At 42.3% G+C, this 19,219-nt stretch carries 21 protein-coding genes and 1 pseudogene; 6 read left to right on the top strand and 16 right to left on the bottom strand.

All coding sequences use genetic code 11. From position 1 onward, the window contains the following. Positions 1-183: 183 nt before the first annotated feature. From PH235_RS09220 to tkt, 4 genes are all read right to left on the bottom strand, one after another. Positions 184-771 carry a Gx transporter family protein gene (locus PH235_RS09220; protein WP_272162064.1) on the bottom strand — a complete coding sequence of 196 codons (588 nt, stop codon included), beginning with the start codon at positions 769-771 and terminating at the stop codon, positions 184-186. Between the two features lie 138 nt (positions 772-909). Further along, positions 910-1,515: a sigma factor gene (locus tag PH235_RS09215; protein ID WP_272162063.1), complete on the bottom strand. Its 606-nt coding sequence runs from the start codon at positions 1,513-1,515 to the stop codon at positions 910-912. 233 nt (positions 1,516-1,748) lie between these two features. After that, complete coding sequence (locus PH235_RS09210) at positions 1,749-2,465, bottom strand: HAD family hydrolase (RefSeq protein WP_272162062.1); 717 nt, start codon at positions 2,463-2,465, stop codon at positions 1,749-1,751. Between the two features lie 92 nt (positions 2,466-2,557). Next, positions 2,558-4,531 (bottom strand): transketolase, encoded by a 1,974-nt coding sequence (gene tkt / locus PH235_RS09205; RefSeq protein WP_272162061.1) that lies wholly within the window; start codon positions 4,529-4,531, stop codon positions 2,558-2,560. 182 nt (positions 4,532-4,713) lie between these two features. Here tkt and tnpB point away from each other — a divergent pair, with 182 nt between their 5' ends. Then, positions 4,714-5,895 (top strand): IS200/IS605 family element RNA-guided endonuclease TnpB, encoded by a 1,182-nt coding sequence (gene tnpB / locus PH235_RS09200; protein WP_272162060.1) that lies wholly within the window; start codon positions 4,714-4,716, stop codon positions 5,893-5,895. 371 nt (positions 5,896-6,266) lie between these two features. Here the strand turns inward: tnpB and PH235_RS09195 are convergent. From PH235_RS09195 to PH235_RS09170, 6 genes and pseudogenes are all read right to left on the bottom strand, one after another. Further along, positions 6,267-6,656: pseudogene (locus tag PH235_RS09195) on the bottom strand (kinase); the annotation flags it as partial. A gap of 210 nt (positions 6,657-6,866) precedes the next feature. Beyond that, positions 6,867-7,619 carry a class II aldolase/adducin family protein gene (locus PH235_RS09190; protein WP_272162059.1) on the bottom strand — a complete coding sequence of 251 codons (753 nt, stop codon included), beginning with the start codon at positions 7,617-7,619 and terminating at the stop codon, positions 6,867-6,869. 2 nt (positions 7,620-7,621) lie between these two features. Further along, complete coding sequence (locus PH235_RS09185; protein ID WP_272162058.1) at positions 7,622-7,897, bottom strand: hypothetical protein; 276 nt, start codon at positions 7,895-7,897, stop codon at positions 7,622-7,624. A 33-nt stretch (positions 7,898-7,930) separates the two neighbouring features. Further along, positions 7,931-9,322, bottom strand: a complete 1,392-nt coding sequence (locus PH235_RS09180; RefSeq protein ID WP_272162084.1) for a PTS galactitol transporter subunit IIC — start codon at positions 9,320-9,322, stop codon at positions 7,931-7,933. Positions 9,323-9,365: 43 nt separating this feature from the next. Next, positions 9,366-9,665, bottom strand: coding sequence for a PTS sugar transporter subunit IIB (locus tag PH235_RS09175; protein ID WP_272162057.1), 300 nt, complete (start codon positions 9,663-9,665; stop codon positions 9,366-9,368). A gap of 19 nt (positions 9,666-9,684) precedes the next feature. Further along, on the bottom strand, positions 9,685-10,143 hold the full coding sequence (locus PH235_RS09170) for a PTS sugar transporter subunit IIA (RefSeq protein ID WP_272162056.1): 459 nt from the start codon (positions 10,141-10,143) through the stop codon (positions 9,685-9,687). 357 nt (positions 10,144-10,500) lie between these two features. On the opposite strand from PH235_RS09170, the gene PH235_RS09165 reads away from it, so the two are divergent. Together PH235_RS09165 and PH235_RS09160 are read left to right on the top strand one after the other, a co-directional pair. Further along, entirely contained in the window at positions 10,501-11,262 is a 762-nt protein-coding gene (locus PH235_RS09165) for a DeoR/GlpR family DNA-binding transcription regulator (RefSeq protein WP_272162055.1), read from the top strand. Then, a complete protein-coding gene (locus tag PH235_RS09160; RefSeq protein ID WP_272162054.1) occupies positions 11,259-12,212 on the top strand; it encodes a 1-phosphofructokinase family hexose kinase in 954 nt (317 codons plus the stop codon). The genes PH235_RS09165 and PH235_RS09160 overlap by 4 nt, the downstream gene beginning before the upstream one ends. Positions 12,213-12,650: 438 nt before the next feature. Here PH235_RS09160 and PH235_RS09155 read toward each other — a convergent pair whose 3' ends face one another. After that, a complete protein-coding gene (locus tag PH235_RS09155) occupies positions 12,651-12,971 on the bottom strand; it encodes a helix-turn-helix domain-containing protein (RefSeq protein ID WP_272162053.1) in 321 nt (106 codons plus the stop codon). 257 nt (positions 12,972-13,228) lie between these two features. On the opposite strand from PH235_RS09155, the gene PH235_RS09150 reads away from it, so the two are divergent. After that, a complete protein-coding gene (locus tag PH235_RS09150; RefSeq protein ID WP_272162052.1) occupies positions 13,229-13,615 on the top strand; it encodes a nuclear transport factor 2 family protein in 387 nt (128 codons plus the stop codon). Positions 13,616-13,776: 161 nt separating this feature from the next. Next, positions 13,777-14,631: an aldo/keto reductase gene (locus tag PH235_RS09145; protein ID WP_272162051.1), complete on the top strand. Its 855-nt coding sequence runs from the start codon at positions 13,777-13,779 to the stop codon at positions 14,629-14,631. 184 nt (positions 14,632-14,815) lie between these two features. Here the strand turns inward: PH235_RS09145 and PH235_RS09140 are convergent, their stop codons facing one another. Together PH235_RS09140 and PH235_RS09135 are read right to left on the bottom strand one after the other, a co-directional pair. Beyond that, entirely contained in the window at positions 14,816-15,160 is a 345-nt protein-coding gene (locus PH235_RS09140) for a DUF4143 domain-containing protein (RefSeq protein ID WP_272162083.1), read from the bottom strand. A gap of 233 nt (positions 15,161-15,393) precedes the next feature. After that, positions 15,394-15,828, bottom strand: coding sequence for a DMT family transporter (locus tag PH235_RS09135; RefSeq protein ID WP_272162050.1), 435 nt, complete (start codon positions 15,826-15,828; stop codon positions 15,394-15,396). A gap of 392 nt (positions 15,829-16,220) precedes the next feature. Here PH235_RS09135 and PH235_RS09130 point away from each other — a divergent pair, with 392 nt between their 5' ends. Beyond that, entirely contained in the window at positions 16,221-17,372 is a 1,152-nt protein-coding gene (locus tag PH235_RS09130) for an MFS transporter (protein WP_272162049.1), read from the top strand. Between the two features lie 379 nt (positions 17,373-17,751). On the opposite strand, the gene PH235_RS09125 is transcribed toward PH235_RS09130, so the two are convergent. The 3 genes from PH235_RS09125 to PH235_RS09115 form a co-directional block, all read right to left on the bottom strand. Next, entirely contained in the window at positions 17,752-18,063 is a 312-nt protein-coding gene (locus PH235_RS09125) for a YbjQ family protein (protein ID WP_272162048.1), read from the bottom strand. Continuing rightward, positions 18,044-18,277, bottom strand: a complete 234-nt coding sequence (locus PH235_RS09120) for a hypothetical protein (protein ID WP_272162047.1) — start codon at positions 18,275-18,277, stop codon at positions 18,044-18,046. The genes PH235_RS09125 and PH235_RS09120 overlap by 20 nt, the downstream gene beginning before the upstream one ends. A 412-nt stretch (positions 18,278-18,689) precedes the next feature. Next, positions 18,690-19,205: an NYN domain-containing protein gene (locus PH235_RS09115; protein WP_272162082.1), complete on the bottom strand. Its 516-nt coding sequence runs from the start codon at positions 19,203-19,205 to the stop codon at positions 18,690-18,692. Positions 19,206-19,219: the final 14 nt, after the last annotated feature.

Here is a 19,219-nt window from a genome sequence, read left to right as displayed (position 1 = left end):
ATCACTTATTTAAAATAACCACATTTATAAGTATAGTGTATTTGTGAATAATTGTCCATGCAAAACCTGAAAGTAGTATGAAAAAGTTCCTCTATGAGCATATTTTCATCTTTTTCACCTTGTTTTCTTCCTCACGCAGCGTCGTAAAACCTTTCGCAATAGAGAGGTTACCGCAATAAAATGTTAGTCATGCTCTTTCCGATAAACCAGTGAAGCCTCATACCACGCTTTCGTCAATTTACTTTTAGTGGCCTCCTCCGATTGGAATTGTCGGATCGTCGAAACGTGCTCCAACAAGTAATTCGCCGCCACCCCGACCGCGATCCCCGAGAAGATTCCGGTAATGGAAAGGATCGGCAAGTAGAGCATCACACTGAACGATTGCGCAATCAGACTTGCCATCGCCAGCTGGCCGACATTATGCAGAATCCCGCCGGCAGCACTGATGCCGATCATGCTGACCCGCTTCGGACCCAAAAGTCGGACCAAAAGCATCCCACCATAACTCAAAAAAGCCCCCGCAAAACTGTAAAGGAAGGTAGATAACGTCCCACCCAACAACGTCGAGATCAACAACCGCATCCACACGACCTTCAGACTGTCCTTATAAGGCAGCGTAAAGATCGCCAATAATGTAATGATGTTCGCCAAACCCAGCTTCGCACCCGGCGCAAACGCGAACGGAAACGGAATCGCCCGCTCCAGCATCGTGATGACCACACCCTGCGCAGCCAATAATGAAATATAGATCAAACGTTTATTTTTATTCATAGTTAGGTCCTTGCTTATTAAAATTCGTACTTAAAGTGTAGCACAATTGAGCCAAAGAAATGAACTGCGGACCTGGTTTTTTGGGAAAAGAAATAATGCCCCAACGGAAATGATTCCCGGTGGGGCATTATTCGGATATCAATCTAACAAACGTTTCATTTTCCGGTGGCATCTATCATAGGCATTCTTAATAGAAGTCACCTCGCAGTCCAGATCATCGGCGATGGTCAGAAAATCCGATCCATTGATGAAACGAATGAACACAGCTTGCTCGAAATCAGACAGAATTTCAAAGTAACCCGATGCACTTTCCTTCACCATCACGATCTCTTCAGGAGAGAAGTTCATCGAAACGACGCCTTCAAACGAATGTTCCGTATGGTTGCTGTATTGATTTTCCAGAATTGCATCCAAAGACACCGCGCCTTTGTCAATCTTTCTCTTTACGGCGCTTTCTTTCCTGATCATACTGAAAATATGGTGCTTCAGGGTTAATTTGTAGAAACTCGCAAACTGCAGGCCTTTTTCGGGAACATAAGACTGAACAGCCTTATGCAACACTATACGGGCTTCTTGCCAAAAATCCTCTTGTTCCAAAAAACGTAAGTAATAAGCTTTGTTGAACTTTTTGACTAAAGGCAAAAACCTATTAAAAAGTTCTTCAAAGTACATAGGATGCCCTTGTTGGATCAGTACCACCAATTGTTCTGGGCTGTGTTCCGATAGTTCCATTTCTTCATTCATTATTTAATCCCCCCATTTATATTTTGGCAATGCATCAGGCACCTCAGGAAATCCATGATATATTGCCTAACACCTATTATACCCATAAAGAAAGCGCTGTCAAACATTTGTTTGATTTTTTATTCACTAAATTTCGTTCCCATATTTTAAAACTTTGAAATCCATAATAATTCCCGTATGCTCCCTCTCTGATTGAGCAGGTACGTGGTAGTGATATCAATCACCTTAATATCCTACAGTCCTCTCGTAAGTCCATCCACCAATCGCAACAAGTCCTTTGGTTGTTCCACCACATAAGTTGCTGAAACTTCCTGGGCGGTTCTTTTGTGGTTCCGGAAATTAACCCAGATTGTCTTCCAGCCAGCCGCAGTTGCCCCAATTACATCATTATCGAAATTGTCTCCAATGTAATATACGTCATTTTTCGCGAAAACCATTCTTCTTTCCATTGCTTCGAAGATTTCTTTACTGGGTTTTGAGACGCCGGCGCCTTCGGAAACTAGCATATTTTCGGGAGCGATCCATTTGTCGAGACCCAATTGATTGATTTTCCTGAATTGGTTTTCGTTGGCACCGTTTGTGATAATGCCGAGGTTGGCGCCTCTTTGGAGCAGCAGTTCAAAAATCTGCGGAATCTCTTCGATCAGTTTGATTTCGTTCTGAAATGCTTCGTAGTCCAATTGGAATTGCAATGCTTCCTCATCGCTTATCCGGATGCCGAGCTGCTCGAAAGCCTTTGAGATGCGGTAAATGTGCATCTTTCTCATGTTTGTGATTTCATAGCCTGTCGATTCAAAAGCCTCATCGCTGTATTTCCTGCTCAGCTTATACAGTTCTTCTATCTTCACTTCATCCTCAAACCGGCTAAAATGCTTTTGAAAAGCCCGTCTGAAGGGTTCCAATTGGTCATACAATGTATCATCGACATCGAATATGAATGTTTTCACCATCTTTATGATCCTCCCCTTTTGTGTAGTTCATTTATCTTAACAATAGAACAAAAAGGGACAAAACTCCATCGAGTCTTATCCCTTTCTCTTTCCTACAACGTATTAAAAACAGAAACGACGCGTTCGACAGTAAAACCATATTCTCTGATGACCGTCTCACCAGGTGCGCTGGCTCCAAATGTATCGATTGCAATTATAGCACCATGATCCCCTACGTAGCGTTCCCAACCGAAGCTGGATCCCATCTCAACCGACACGCGCTTCTTCACGTCTTTCGGCAACACGGATTCTTTATATTCCGGCGACTGGCGGTTGAACAGATCGAAGCTTGGGATGGACACGACAGAGACGTCCTTCCCTTGTTCCCGCAGGCTGATCTGGGCTTTGATCGCAAGGTTCACTTCCGATCCGGTTGCGATCAGGATACCTTCCGGTTTTTCGCCCTGTTGTTTGGAGAGCACGTAGCCGCCTTTTGCGACACCGGCCTCAGCCAGTTCCTTCGTTTGCGGAATGACCGGCAGGTTTTGTCGGCTCAGCACCAAGACGGTAGGTGTCTCTTTCGACTGCATCGCGATTTTCCACGCTGCGACTGTCTCGTTTCCATCGGCCGGTCTGATGACATGGACGTTTGGCACGCAGCGCAAGCTTGCCAGTTGTTCGATTGGCTCATGGGTAGGGCCGTCTTCCCCGACCGCCACGGAATCATGGGTCATTACGTAGGTAACCGGGACTTTTTGGATAGCACTCAGGCGTACGGCGGCTTTCAGATAGTCTAGGAATACGAAAAATGTTCCGCCGTAAACTTTTGTTCCGCCATGCAATTGGATCCCATTCATGGCAGCGGCCATGGCGAACTCGCGCACACCGAACCAGATATTGCGTCCTGCAAACTGTTTCGGCTCAAAATCGGCTGCGCCGGCTACCATTGTGTTGTTCGACGAAGACAGATCCGCGGATCCTCCCCATAAAAACGGTATCGTTTTTGCCAATGCTTGGATGGTCTCTTTGCTGGTGACCCTGCTCGCCGCACTCGAACCGACCTCATATACAGGGAGATCCTTGTCCCAATTCTGCGGCAGTTCACTTGAGTGGGCAACTACATACTGTTCGGCCAATTCAGGATAAGCCGCTTGATACTTAGCGAATAACGCTTCCCATTCTTTTTGCGCCTTTTCCCCTTTGACGACTATCTCATTCCGGAAGTGTTCTTGCACTTCCGCGGCTACCTCGAATTTTTTGTCCTTCTCAAACCCATAAAAGGCTTTGACGTTTTCAGCATCCTCTTTGCCTAACGGAGATCCATGTACTTTGGAAGTACCTTGACTGATGGAACCATAACCAATGACTGTCTTCACTTCGATCAACGTCGGTTTGTCCGTTTCTGCTTTGGCAGTCTCGATGGCCGCGTAGATGGCATCTAGATCGTTGCCATCTTTCACCAAAATATGCTGCCAGTCGTATGCTTCAAATCTTTTACCCACATTTTCTGTAAAGGATTTATCAGTCGGCCCATCCAATGAGATATCATTTGAATCGTACAGTACGATCAATTTGCCCAACTTGAGGTGACCAGCCAACGAGGACGCCTCATGGGAGATGCCCTCCATCAAATCCCCATCACCGCACAGACCGTACGTGTAATGGTCGACGATTGGAAAGTCCTGCTTATTATATGCAGCTGCCAGATGGGCTTCTGCCATTGCCATTCCGACGGCCATCGCTAGCCCTTGGCCTAACGGGCCGGTAGTCGCTTCGACACCATCCGTATGATGGATTTCCGGATGCCCAGGTGTCTTTGAACCCCACTGGCGGAATTGTTTCAGATCCTCTATCGAAACTTGATAGCCGGACAAATGCAGCAGGCTGTACAACATCGCGGAACCATGTCCAGCCGATAGCACAAACCTGTCCCGGTCCGTCCAATTTCTGGATGTGAGCGGATTGATTTTTAAAAATTTGGACCAAAGTACGTAGGCCATTGGGGCAGCGCCCATAGGCAAGCCCGGGTGTCCTGAGTTGGCTGCTTCTACTGCATCGATACTTAAGGTACGGATTGTGTTTATCATTTTCTGCCAGAAGACTCCCACCTCTAGGAATGAAAAGGGCATAGCCAATGACTAGGCGGGAGACGAATGGCGGTAGGCGTCAGTCTAATTTTTCGAGAAATTCTTACCATTAACGATGGACCTCCCATTCGACAAAGAACGTATGTTCGCGTATAATGTGTTGTATGAGGAGGCGAATGATAGTGAGGATCCACAAAAACTATAAGTTCCGAATCTACCCCAATCAGGAGCAACAGATCCTAATTGGGAAGACTATCGGCTGTTCTCGTTTCGTGTTCAATCGCTTCCTGTCCGAATGGAACAAAACTTATGAGGAGACGGGAGCGGGCTTGAATTACTCCGCCTGCTCGGCAAAATTGACGTTGCTGAAAAAAGAATCGGAGACGCTTTGGCTGCAAGAAGTCGATAGCATCGCCCTGCAGTCAGCTCTGCGGAACCTCAGCGACTCTTTCAATCGTTTTTTCAGAAAGCAGAACAAGGCGCCGCGTTTCAAGAGCAAACGGAACCCGATCCAGTCCTACACAACCAAGCAGACAAATGGAAATATCGCTGTAGTGGGGAACAAACTGAAACTGCCCAAGTTGGGACTGGTCAAATTCGCCAAGTCCAAAGAAGTGGACGGAAGAATTATGAGCGCGACCATCCGACGAAATCCTTCGGGCAACTATTATATTTCCATTTTGGTCGAAACCGATATTGAACTATTGCCGAAAACGGGTTCCGCTTGCGGTGTCGATGTCGGATTGAAGGATTTTGCGGTCGTTTCAGACGAGTCAGTCTATGAGAACCCGCGGTTTTTCCACAAACTGGAGCAAAAGCTCGCTAAGGAACAAAAAATCCTTTCCCGGCGGGCAGAGCAGGCCAAAAATGAAGGACGAAAACTGTCCGAATCGAAAAACTACCAGAAACAGCGCGTCAAAGTCGCCCGGATCCATGAACGAATCAGTAACGCAAGAACCGATTACCTGCAAAAGATTTCGACTGAAATCGTCAAAAACCACGACGTCATCGGCATCGAAGATCTGCATGTATCCGGCATGATGAAAAACAAAAAGTTTTCCAAAGGGATAGCGGAAGCATCATGGGCGCAGTTTCGGACGATGCTGGAATACAAGTCAAAGTGGTACGGCAAGCAAGTCGTTGCCGTTGCCCGGAACTTCCCTTCCAGCCAACTCTGTTCGTGCTGTGGCTATCAAAACAAAGACGTGAAGAATACTTCTGTCCGGGACTGGGTTTGCCCACAATGTAATGCTCACCATGACCGGGATCTGAACGCAAGTGTAAATCTAAAAAATGAAGCCTTGAGGCTTCTAACCGTAGGAAGCTACGGGGGTAGCTTAGTCAATAATCGCTCGATAGAGTGATGTTCCTAAGAATCCCCCACATCTAAGCGATAGCGTAGGTGGGGGTAGTTCAACGCTTTTGCATCTATTGTTTCAAACATTTTTTCACTCATCCTTTTTAAAAAAGAGTATCCAACCTGGAACCATCAACGTTCCTGATTGAGATACTCTATTTGTTTTCTTTTAATAATTATTTAACGGATACGAACGAGCTCCACTCAGCAACCTTCTCATCTTCATAAAATCAATAAATGATATCCGCCGTGCAAGACGTGGCGGATATCATTTATTGAACGTACCGCTTTGGTTTGATAATTTTTTCATATCTGATGGTGCTCAGCAGACCTATGGATTGTTTAAGTTAGAGCTTACTAGTTTCATGTATTGACACTTCAGGAAAGTTCTCTCAATTTTTCTAGCAAATCTGTATAGTCTACTTTAGAAAAATCAGACACATCATACTCATGCAACTCGCCTAACGAAAACTCATTGTATTGTCGCGCTTCAATAATGTTCCTGAATTCTTCCTCCGTAATCAGACTGTCTGCTTTTGAACGATCCTCCAGAACATCTCCAAAATGATAGTGCGACATGATGTGACTCAAATGCCGATCATTTTCGATGTCCCGCACTTTTCTTCTGGCCCATAAAGCGTCAAAGTCGGCCACCAGTCTGATTGTTATCACTTTATATGAATATTTGTTTGCTAAACTTTCTAGGTTAGAGCGTTGCTTATTGGAGAACGGATATTCCGATAAAATGAATCGTTTGCCTGCGGCCATTTGTTTCATTCCACTTGACTCTGATTTCTCTTACACACTCCCACTAAGATTGCACTCATTCCTTTAAACTTACGTCTCTGTTTAGCCACTCCAGAAAAAAGGCTAAATCAAAAACTAGAGTTTTACCTCCTCGTTTTGATTTAGCCCTGTGCATTCCATTTAGAGAGTCATTGATAAAATAACTATTTTAACAGATGTTTAGCAATTTGATTAGTCTCCTCCAGCTGCAACTTTTGCTTTGTTATATATAGAAACTTTATTCTTTAGATCCTCTATAGTTCCTACTTTAGAACCTTTCGAGTAGAATCCATCCATAATTCCTAGCGCTTGGAATATTGCTTGCTTATATGCAATTTCTGCATTCCATTCCACTGTGTCTAAAATTTGAAGGGCTTTGTGAATTGCTTCACTACCAGTCTTACCTTTCGCATTAATTAAAACACCATGACTATCCAAAAGCAGCATATGCGGCAACGACAAGTCATTCGCTCTAATAAATCCACTAGTTAAATCAGCTAATTCTTCTGAACAATTCGGCTCAAAATCCATAACGTAAACAGGTCCAATTTTTTGTGTTGCTTCCGTTAAGTTAGGCATGGGAATGCCACTCGTAGCCCAAAACATTGCATTTGGGGCATGCGCATGTAGTACTGCTTTAATTTCTGGATTTGCATCATAGACCGCTTCATGCATGTTTATTTCACGCGTCAAGCTACCAACGCCATCAATTATTTTCCGTGTATGGGGCTCCACAACTAGCACCTGTGCTGCTGAAACTTCTCCAAGATATGCTTCCGACATCATCGTTGGTGTCATGATGATGTATTCTTTACCAAACTCATCAGTTGTTTTAAATGAGAAGTTTCCACCTGCAACATTTGTATTTTTACGTTGAAAGATCACCTTAATAATTTTTGCCATATCTTGGCGCTCTCTCTCAAATAACATACGTCCATCAGACATTTTCATTCCCCCGTTTTTTTAAATATTCTATTGGATTCTAAAACAGTTTGAGTAGCTTCCCGAACTAATTTGACATCTTCTAGCTTTTTATTTTGTCTTTCTTCGTACTCTCTGAATAAGATCGAACTCCCATTTCTATAGATATGAAGAGACAACCCTATAACGATTATATTTATTGCATACAACTGTGTTGAAAGTGACACTAAAAATAGAGCACCTGCTAAAAATAATAGTACAGTCCATTTTAGTTTCTCTTTTTCGCTACTTTTATAACCCAATCGAATTGCCCCCACCTCTATATTTTATTAACCTCAGGAATTACTACTTACCGCTTCACTTAATGTTTCAGTTTCTTCAACGTAGCGTTCACTAGGAACTTTCGCATTGTTCATATATCTGTTTAATAAGAAGAATAGTCCAAGGAACAGAACACATCCAGCTATCGCAAGTACATTCCTATTGAATGCCTCCGCAAACAGGATACGGAACTCCGGCCCTTCAATTGATGACCATGTAATCAATTGTCCTTTTTTAAAGCCTTCAACCGCCCCAGTTTCTTCTGCTAATCCACTTAAAACAGGAGCTAGATAAGTAGCGCTATACAAATAGATCGGCATTGAAATGACACCTAGAACGAGCATACGCGCCAAGTTGCCACCAGTTAGCAATAATCCACCTACAGCAATTGAATAGTTGATGATTCCCGCTAATGGCAATACTTGATTTCCTGGTAGAATGATTGAATATCCGATGAACACAGGAACCAATAGAATTGCTGTCACCCACACTTCTGATCTACCCGCTAATATCGGCCAGTCTAATCCAATGTATACTTCACGATCCTTAAATCTCTTTTTAATAAACTCAGACATTGCATCCGCCAATGGAGAAAGCGACTGCATAAATAATTTTGAAATCATTGGGAACAGCGCTAAAGCGGTAGCAACTTGGATTGCCAAGTTTAGAGAACCAGAGACCCCATACGCCGCTGCAAAACCAAGACCTAATCCGATAATAAAGCCCATTACAGAGTTTTCAGAGAATATACCAATCTTTTTCTTCAATGCATTAGTGTCTGCACGTTTATTGAAGAATGGAATTTTATCCATCAACATATTCAGCGGCAACAACAATACTGCAGCTGAAGTCATAAAGTGAGTTACAGTTACTAAAGGAATGCCCGTTAAATCTTGAATATGTTTTTGGAACATATCCCCTAGTTTAAGTTCAAGAACTACTTGGATCCCTGCTGTAATGAATCCAGCTACAAGGCTTCCCGAAATATAATAAACCAGATAAGCAGTCAACGCTTTGCCCCATACATTCCACATATCTACGTTCAGAGTTTTCGTCCAGTTAAGGGCCAGCATCACAAAGTTAACACCGATAGTGACTGCGAAAAATACAAATGCATATGCCCATGACCAAGTAATACTCGCAGCACCAGTCCAGCCCAAATCAAGAGCAGGAAGATTAATTCCGGTATTTGTAGCCAATGCTTCTGATGCAGGACTCACCGCGTTAGACATGTATCCAATAACCATGGACATCCCACTGAATGCGATACCTAAAGTCAAAGCTGAGACAAAGGCTTTCTTAAATTTCATACCTGCGAGTAAGCCTAGTAATAAGATAATGAGTGGCACAAAAACCGCCGAACCTAAACCTAAAATATAATTAACAACATCTTGAAAGATTTGCATTTCCAAATACCCTCTTTCCATTTTCTTAGTTTATAACTATCTTTTATTTTACTAACTCACAAATCTGCGAATATACGTTCTCAACACCCATACCAGTTAAAAATGGAATTCCCGGAAAAACCGCTATTCCTAATTCCTCCGCTTTCTCTAATACGTCTTCATCTGGTTGAGCCACATATACATAGATACCTGTCGACGGTAATTCACTTTGAATAGATTTATAATCTACTGCGTCGACTGAAAAACTAATCCCATCATCCTCAAACATACTTGCAATCTTGCTTGCTATTGTCTGACTCGTAGCTACTCCACTACCACATGCTACAATTAATCTTTTTTTCATAATAACAACCTCCTATTAGTTAGATATTTTCAACAAATAATTTATACACATCTTTGGATGATACAGCTACTCGGTATTGTTCAACAAATGTTTTATTCATGAATAAGTTCATAAATGCTTGGAGTAATCCGACCTGATCTTTTCCATTTTTAATTCCTAGAAAGAACAAATCTTTGACCGGCATCTCTTGATTGTCACCCATTTGCTTAAATGTAATATCATTATTCAATCGTGCAATGAAAATGAATGGCCTATTAACGTATTCTGGATCAGAATGGGGTAGTGCAATATTTAAATGCTGAGTAATCAATCCCGTAGGAAATTCCCGTTCTCGTGAAGCTATCCCTTTCAAATAATCATCGTTTACCATACCTAACTCTCTTAAGCGATCCGCAACAATTGCAAATACCTCATCTTCAGTAGAACCATTTACATTTAAATCTACCAAATCTAAATCAAACATGTCCTTGTAACTCATTCCCGCACCTCTCATACCTTCTGTTTTTGTTTTACAATGTTATTCTTTAGTTCTAAAAAGTTTAACTTTGTTTTACACGCTTAGTATATATCGCTTATAAAGAGATTGTCAACGTTTTCTTTTTTATTTTTCCATTTTTTGATTATTTTTTTTTTATTTTGTTATTCTTCTGATCATCTTTTTTCGTTTACAACAAAAGATTAACAGTCATTTACAATATAAATACCCTTTTCTATGTAAAAAGAACAAAAACTCTTTAATTCGCTATTGAAAAAGCAACACAGTATCTATATAATAAGATAAAGCAAACGTTTAGAACAAAGTCGAACACGCATTTATTAGAAAGAAGGAACCTCGATGTTAAAAAAAGAACGGCAAAATAGAATTCTACATCTATTGGATGAAACCTCATACTTAACTATTGTAGAAATTGCGACTCAGCTAGAAGTCTCAGAAATGACAATTCGCCGAGATGTTACTGAATTAGCGAAAGAAAATAAACTAAAAAAATTATACGGTGGAGCAGAAAAACTCAGTTCAGAAAAAAAAGAACTCAGTACGCAAGAAAAAATATACGCTAATATAGAAGAAAAAAAATATATCGGAAAAGTGATGAATGAAATCATCAAAGATAATTCAACAGTTTTTGTTGGGGCTGGAACTACGATTTTGTATGCACTTCAATTAATTAATCGTAAAAATTTATTTTTTATTACAAATAGTTTGATCGCTTTTATGTATTTAAAAGAAAACACCGATTATCGAATTATTCTTACAGGTGGAGAGTTTTCGCATGTAACAGAGGAATTTGTTGGTGAAGTTGCAGTAAAATCATTCGAGAACTTAAACATCGACATTGCATTCGCTGCAACTAATGGAATAGTAGATAACAATGTAACCACCGCTCAATTTGTTGAAGGATCTGTTCAAATCGCGGCTTTAGCAAAAGCAAAAATAAAATGTATTGTTGCTGATAGCTCAAAACTTGATGTATCCGATATCTACACATTTTATAATTTAAGTGAATTTGATTATCTTATTACTGATGAGAAGATTTCAGACGATACCTTAAATCACTATAGCCAATACACTACAATTTTAAAGGAGCATGTAAAATGATAATTACAGTAACGATGAATCCATCACTTGATCACGCTTATTTTATTGACCAATTCTCCCTGGGAAGAGTCAATAGATTCCTAACGCCAAAGAAATCTATTGGCGGTAAAGGTATCAACGCTGGTAGAACAGCATCTCTCTCTGGTTCAAAAGTAATATTGTCAGGATTTCTTGGCGGGGATCTCGGGGATTTAGTAGGAAGAGACCTAAAAGCAGAAAACTTATTTGAATTAATGATGCTATCTGTCCCCGAAGAAACAAGACGAGCCATTACTGTTATGCATGATGGTAATGTGCATACCGAACTCATTGAAAGCGGTCCCAAGGTCAGCGACGAATTAGCCTTTAACCTTATGAACGAAATTAAAGACAAACTAGAAAAAGAAAACGCATCAGTGATCACTATCAATGGTTCTGTAAATTCCAGCAACAAACATCTATATAAAGACCTTTTGAAATATATCAGATCCGAAATAAATCCCACTATCCCAGTGCTTATGGATATCTCTGGTGAGCAGTTGCTGTCGTTACTGGACAGTCACGGTTTTAAGCCGACTTTTATTAAGCCAAATATCCATGAGCTAGGGGAACTATTGGGTAAATCAATTTCTTCGAAAGAAGTCGCTATTAAGGAACTGTCTAATGAACTATTCGATGGAATTGAGTACATAATGATTTCATGTGGTTCTGAAGGTGCTCTTTTCAAAGCCGGTGATAAATACTACGATGTTACTATTCCAAAAATTAAAATTATTAATCCTACAGGTTCTGGGGATGCTACGGTAGGCGGTTTTGCATACGCTCTTGAACAGAAGTATTCAATTGTCGATACATTAAAGTATTCCATGGCTTGCGGAATGTCTAATGCTCAACATGCTGAAGTGGGTGTAATCAATAAAACAGACGTAGAGATTTTCATGGATCAGATTGAAGTAAAAAATATTTGCTGATTATATCTTTCTGAAAAAAATCACAGAAACGACGGTAATCCATGATTGATTTTCGTCGTTTTTCTAAATTATATTTTTTCATAGTTATTTTCTAACTGTAGTCTGTACATTTTAATGTTTCGGCATCTCCACTATCATCTTAGTCCCTTCCCCAGTCTACTTTCAACGGTGATCGAGCCCTTCAACAGATTCACAACGCAGCCAGTGTCGGTGATCTGGACGTAGACTTTCTTCTGTTCAATGATGATTTCTTATTTGTGGATGGCCTCCACCTATTGTCTAGAAAAGTTATCTGATGGAGGTACAGTATTTTCTTTAGATATTTGAAAATCCCTCCCATTAGACTCCAATTGGTAATGTATAGCAGTATTCCATCAATATACAAAAAAGGACTCCCTTAAGCCATTTTTGGTTAAGACAGTCCTTTTATGTTTGATTTTATCCGTTGGCAACCCGTTCCTGAATCACATACACGTTCGTGCTATATCTTCCGTTTGCCGCTGCATTTTTTCGGATTGTCAGATATCCTCTTTCAATCAAGTTTTTCTGATGCTTTCGGAATCGGTCCTCGCACATGTTGAGATCCTTGCTGATTTTGCCGACCGTGGGGAAGCTTGTGTCCCCGGCCCCGATGCATGCGGCAAAGTACGCATAGATTGCCTTCGCCTCGACCGTCAGCTTCCGGTCACTCATAACGCTTATAGGAACAGTTCCATACCCCATCGAAAGTACATCAATTACCTGTGTTGTCTTGTCCATCATTCTCCCTGCTTTCCTTTTGTTTGTTTCGACCGTACCGCTGACACCATGAAGGTGAATCGCTATCTTGGTCTCTACTTACAAAGACGTTACAGAGATTGAAAGTGTAACCCCCCTCAAGGCAAGAAATATATTAATAAGTGAAACACTTGCTATGGTCCTGACTCCACGGTTTAGAATAGGCTTATCAATACAATCAAGAATACATGTAACTCTTGATTCCTGATTACACTTATTAATGATAGGGGAGAATGATTATGACAACACACGATGTTCAACGCATTTCAACACAGATTTGGGATGCAAAGCTAGCAAATGATATGACCGCAGTTGCAGGATTCATTGCTGACAACGCACGCTTTGTTCATATGGGAATCACTTTTGATAAGGCAGGGGAAATGGAAGTCTTTAACGAAAAAATTTTTATTTTCAAAGCGGCTGATGTTGCAGAAGAATACGTTGAGGATTACGGCAGCACCGCCATTATTTTCAAAAAAATGATCTTAACAGCCGCGATAAGGGGAAATGAAGTACAAAATCCTTTTGTCATCTCGGAAGTCTTCACAAAGACTGAAGATGGCTGGAAATTAGTTGCCGAAACCTATACACGGGTAGCAACTGATTTGGATACTTACAGAATGTGACAGGTTCGGATTGACTACCGATACTATTTGTTACTGCGAAAGTGTTAAACTATGTAGAGGAGATGCGCAAAAGACCAATTTTTACTTTCAAGAATACATTTACACTATGCTCCCGCTTTTTTTGAAAAATAGCGGCGCTTTTACTAAATAAGGAGGATACAATGAGATATACAACTTTAAATAATAATGAGATTATTCCAACCCTTGGGATCGGGACTTATCGGATCCGTCCAACAGATGCAGAACGTTCCGTGGAACATGCCTTAAAAAAAGGGTATCAATTGATTGATACGGCAAATATTTACATGAATGAAAAAGCTGTTGGTCGTGCTATTGAAAAATCAGGCATCAATCGAAGCGAGATTTTCCTGACCTCCAAAATCTGGCCGACAGAATATAAATATGAAAAAGCGAAGCAAGCCATTGAGGATACCCTGAACCGTTTAGGCGTCGATTACCTTGATCTCATGCTGTTGCATCAACCAGTAGGGGATTATCTAGGCGCTTGGAAAGCTATGGAAGAGGCTGTAAGTACTGGGAAAATTAAGGTCATTGGTCTTTCTAACTTTACAGGAACTGAATTGGATAAGGTGCTGGCTGAAGGAACCATCAAACCTGCTGTTGTGCAGGTGGAATGCCACCCTTATTTCCAACAAAAAGATTTAAAAGCAAAACTTGCTAAGGACAATATTGCGCTTGAAGCTTGGTATCCACTTGGCTCAGCTGACAAAGACTTGCTTGCCGAACCCATCTTTACAGAATTGGCAAGTAAATACAATAAATCCGTTGTTCAAATCATCCTGCATTGGCATGTCCAAACAGGAAATATTGTCATTCCAGGTTCTAAAAACTCGGCTCACATAGACAGTAATCTGGATATTTTTGATTTTGAACTGACACCAGCTGACTTGGAGCAAATCGCCCAAATTGACAAAGGTAAACGCTTCTTCAATCTACCAAAATGGATGCACCATATATTCTTGCTGACACGCATGAATTACAATAAGCAAGCGTAATTGGATGCGACAAACGGAACGATGAGCACAAAGATATATGAGCATTACAATTGCACAAACAGGGATCAAAACAGACACGGATGCGGGTCTTTTTTGATCCCTATTTCACTATAAGCAGCGCGTGTTTTTCCCACATCAATTAAACGCCCAGCATCGCAATCGGAATCACATGAACCCTATCCGATTATCTCGTGTATGCGTAAGGTCCTGTATTCAGCAATACCTTGGTAACTTGGAATTCATCCTTCACTGTATCCTCAAACCAGTTTAAGTGCTCTACATACTGGTCTTTTGCATCCCGAAAATGATACAGCTGTGCATCGTTTGCATCGGCATAAATAATCAGGCTCTGGTACACGAGTGATTCTAATAGTTGACCTATCAACGTTTGATTGAATTTCCCGACGTGCTTGGGCACTTTGTAGGTTTCAAGCTGTTCGCGACTCACCCCAAGTAGGCTCAATGCAATCGCGGGATCAAGCATGAAATGCTTTGGCGCTTTTGCTAAATTGGGATGGAGTTTTCCGATTCAATTTTACGTTTTTGTAGCTCTCAATTTTACGTTTTTGCAAATTCATTTTTACAAATTTTCCGTTTCAATTTTACATTTTTGACAATCCAATTTTACAAATTTGTCGATTCCAACTTTAATGTCAGCGGTTCTCGAAGGAACAGACTGTGCTGCGCCGATATTCCGCCAAAAAGTCTGCGTGCAAGCCAAAGAAGCGACCGCTCCGCAAGGGGACGATCGCTTCTTCTTTATCATTGGCGGTTAAATAAATAAAGTGAGATGAACAACAGCATGATTGCGCCGATTTTTTGTATGTCAATTGGACTACGGACTCCACCAAACAAGCCAAAGTGGTCAATAATTGCACCCATGATGATCTGGCCGGCAATAATAGAAACAAAAGTAGGGGCGACACCTATTTTAGGTATCACGAATATCGAAATGGTGAGGTATATGACTCCCAAAAGACCTCCGAACAGCTGCCATTTTGGAACTGTTGACAAAACCAACAAATTGCCTTTGCCAAAAAACAGGACGGCAAACAATAAAGCTAGTGTTCCGATAGCAAACGAAACAAACGAAGCTTCAAACACGCCTACTTTTTTCCCTAAACCCCCATTAATTTGACCTTGAATAGCGACAGCTATACCGCCAATGATGGCTAATAACGGAAATAGTATTTTCATAAACCGCAACCCCTTATCCATTGTGATTCTTACGATTACATAAGTTGGAGCTATGGATCTGTTTAACTAATTTCCGAAATAAGTCGCTCCCGTATAAACGTTTTGAAGCAGAACGCCAGTAAACGTGGAGCTGGATTTCAGCTAGACAGAAGCCTGTATCATTTTACCATTCCCCAATTTGGTGTGCAATCCACGTTGGGTGTATATGGGGTTCATTCAAGTCCGAATCGTGGTGTACCCAGAGAAAGTATTTCCAAAAAGCGCTTGCCTTGAAGTTAAGTTTAACCTGTATAATATGTTTAGGTGCGATAAGACTTTCCGAATTTCTGGCCTAGTTTTTTTGTAACCGCAAACAAACAGTGGATGGAAATCCCTGTCCGAAGGAGAATGAAATGAAGAAAACAAATCTTACTTTGCTGGTCTTCACTGTGATGAGCTTTGTGCTTGCCATGACGGCTTTTGTGTTCAGCGGCATTTTGGATAAGGTCGCACTTTCGCTGGGCATCTCGGTGGCTGATTCCGGCCTGTTGAACACAATGTATTCCTATGGGGCTGCATTTGGGGTGCCCATTACCTTGATCCTGTTCCGGAAGATCGAACGTAGCAGGATGCTGAAAATCATGTTGTTTGCAACAATTTTGATGACCTTCGCACTTATCTATGCCCAAAGTTTTGTGCAGATGCTGATTATCCGGCTCCTCATGGGGATTTCCGCCAACAGCTATGGTGTGCTGGCCGTTTCGACGGTCGTGGCACTTTCCCCCAAAGAAAGACAGGGCCGCTCCATGGCTTTCTACTTCATGGGGAGTTCCTTGGCGCTTGTAATCGGCATCCCGTTGACGCGCGCCTTGTCATCCATTTTGGATTGGCGCAGCATTTTTTGGATATTGAACGGCATGATGCTGTTGTCTCTCGTCTATTTCATGAAATATTTGCCGAAAGCGGATCACGCAGCCACAAAGCTGGATCTGAAAAACGAGCTGCAGTTTTTCAAGGACGGAAAAACCTTATTGCTGCTTGCCTTTACGTTGTCCATGTTTATGGGCTACGGCGCGTTCTACACGTATGTCACCCCTTACTTGTTGCTGCTCTTCCCTTCCATCGAACCGATGATGAGCCTGATATTGGTTCTCCTGGGTATCGCCAGTTTCACAGGCAATCTGATCGGCGGGCATGTATCGGATGCCATCGGATACGCCAAGTCTCTGATGCTTGGGGCAGCGCTCCAAACGGCAGCGATGCTGCTGATTCTTGTCTTCCAACCGGTCAAATGGTTAAGCGTGCTCTTCGCCATCGTGTGGCTGATGAGCGCCTGGTTCACCGGCCTCCAGCTCAACACCGGTATCGCCCAAGCGACCGGAAACAGATCAAGCTTTATGATCAGCATCAACAGCTCTTTGATCCAGTTGGGCGGCGCAATCGGCTCCAGTCTGGCCGCCATCGTCATCACCTTCAGCGGCATCCAGAGCATTGTTTTTGTCGCCCTGCTGACGAGTTTGGCGCTCGTATTGATGCAAATGGTTTCGATTAAGAAATATCCTTGAGCCTTATCTGAAAATATCGTAAGGACAAGAAAAAGGCAGAAACTTCCCACAATCGGGTAAGTTCCTGCCTTTTTTGGCTATTCTTATAGCTTATTTGAGCAGCGGAAGCCGATGTGGTGCTCACTATTATTACTTTAGAGTGTGCATCTGGAGAGTGGTCGGCCAAAATTGCCGAATGCAGGCGACCTATTTGAGAAATTTCCTCTTGTACAGGCCGCAGCCGGGATCGGTGAATTTGATGGCGTTCGACAGGTAATTGTCGAACGCATCAAAAAAGAACGCAAATGAAAGCTGTCATTTGCGTTCCTGAAAGTAACCTGTAGAGAAAATTGATAACTCCTTCGGCATGATTACCAAAAATATACGTTCCTATGATGTTTTATTTAAATTTAACAGCGGTCCCATATGTAATCACTTCAGCTGCGCCTTGCATGATTGCAGAGGAAGCATACCGAATGTTTACAACTGCATCCGCCTCTAACGCAGTCGCTTCCTCAACCATACGCTTTGTTGCTATAGCCCTGGCCTCATTCATCATTTCGTTATAGGCTTTGAGCTCTCCACCAATTAGCGTTTTAAGCCCTTGTGAAATATCGCGCCCTAAGTTTTTCGACTGAATCGTACTTCCCTTAACTAGTCCTAACATTTCAAATTCTTTTCCGCTTATATAATCAGTATTTACTAAGATCATCGTCATCATCCTCCTTGATTTCATTCACTCTTTCGATTAACAGGTACACCATTAGCACAATTAATCCGCTAGGGACAACGATCAGTAGTATTTTCATCAGCAAAGGGATGTCACCAGAACTAGCCAGCCCCAGCCACATGTAGAACATAAAATAGGAAATAACTAAAACTGTAATCACTATTGGGGCAATCATTTTTTTCGTTTGTTTTTTCAATAGCATTACCCACTTTCTGCATCTTCGAAAAATTATTTAAATCCTCTATACAGTATACCTCACCCAAAGCGAACATATCCAATATACACCGCTTCTGTTACAGGGTGTCGTCAGCAGTTCCTGTAATTCTGCATGCGTACCTCTCATTTCCCCTTTCCCAGACATACGATGATGCCAAATAGAATTTCCCACGTTGTGGCCCGAGTTTGGCCCATATTTTGCTTGTATACTCCGATGACGCCGCCTTCACAGAAGTTAAGGCTTATTGTGGGGTACTGACTCCGGTGGGCGGTCCCTTCTCCGGAGTTGAGGACGGATTTCGGGGCCGCTATTGTAAATTCAATTCCACAAAGAAGAGGTCGCCTCGAAAACGAGATGACCTCTTCTTTGCATTCATATTATCAGGATGTCTTCAATCCACCATATCCTTGTAGATCTCCCGCAGGGTCTCCAGTTGCTCATCCGACCAGGTGCCGCGCTGGCGTTGGTCGCGGAAGCGGCGGCTTTCGGTCTCCAAGGCTTTTTTGGAGCGCTTGATGTCCTTGTAGAGTTCCATGGCGGAGATGCGCTGGGCGCCTTTCGAGAAGACGAGCTGCTGTTCGGCCAGGTCGCTGGTGGCGACGTAGACTTCGGTCAGCACGTTGCGCAGCTTCTTGACGACGCCTTCGATATAGGTGTCGGCGGTCTCCCCTTGTGCGGTGAAGATGACCTTCACGCGGTACTTGGAGTATTCTTTCGTGATGCCGGGTACGAACTGGGCGTCGAAGACGCACCAGACTTCATTCCCTTCATAGCTTTGATAATCGGACAGCGCCTGCAGCAGTTGATCCCTGGCCTCTTCGATGAGGTCCTGGTTCTTCAGCTTCACCAGTTCCGGCCAGGCGCCGATCATATTGTAGCCGTCCACTATCAGGATTTCTTTCTTCAACATGGCCGTCACCT

This window comes from Trichococcus sp. K1Tr, from assembly GCF_028309625.1.
Lineage (GTDB): Bacteria > Bacillota > Bacilli > Lactobacillales > Aerococcaceae > Trichococcus.
The sequence above is the reverse complement of the archived record's forward strand: the minus strand, read 5'-3'. Positions and strand labels throughout refer to the sequence as shown.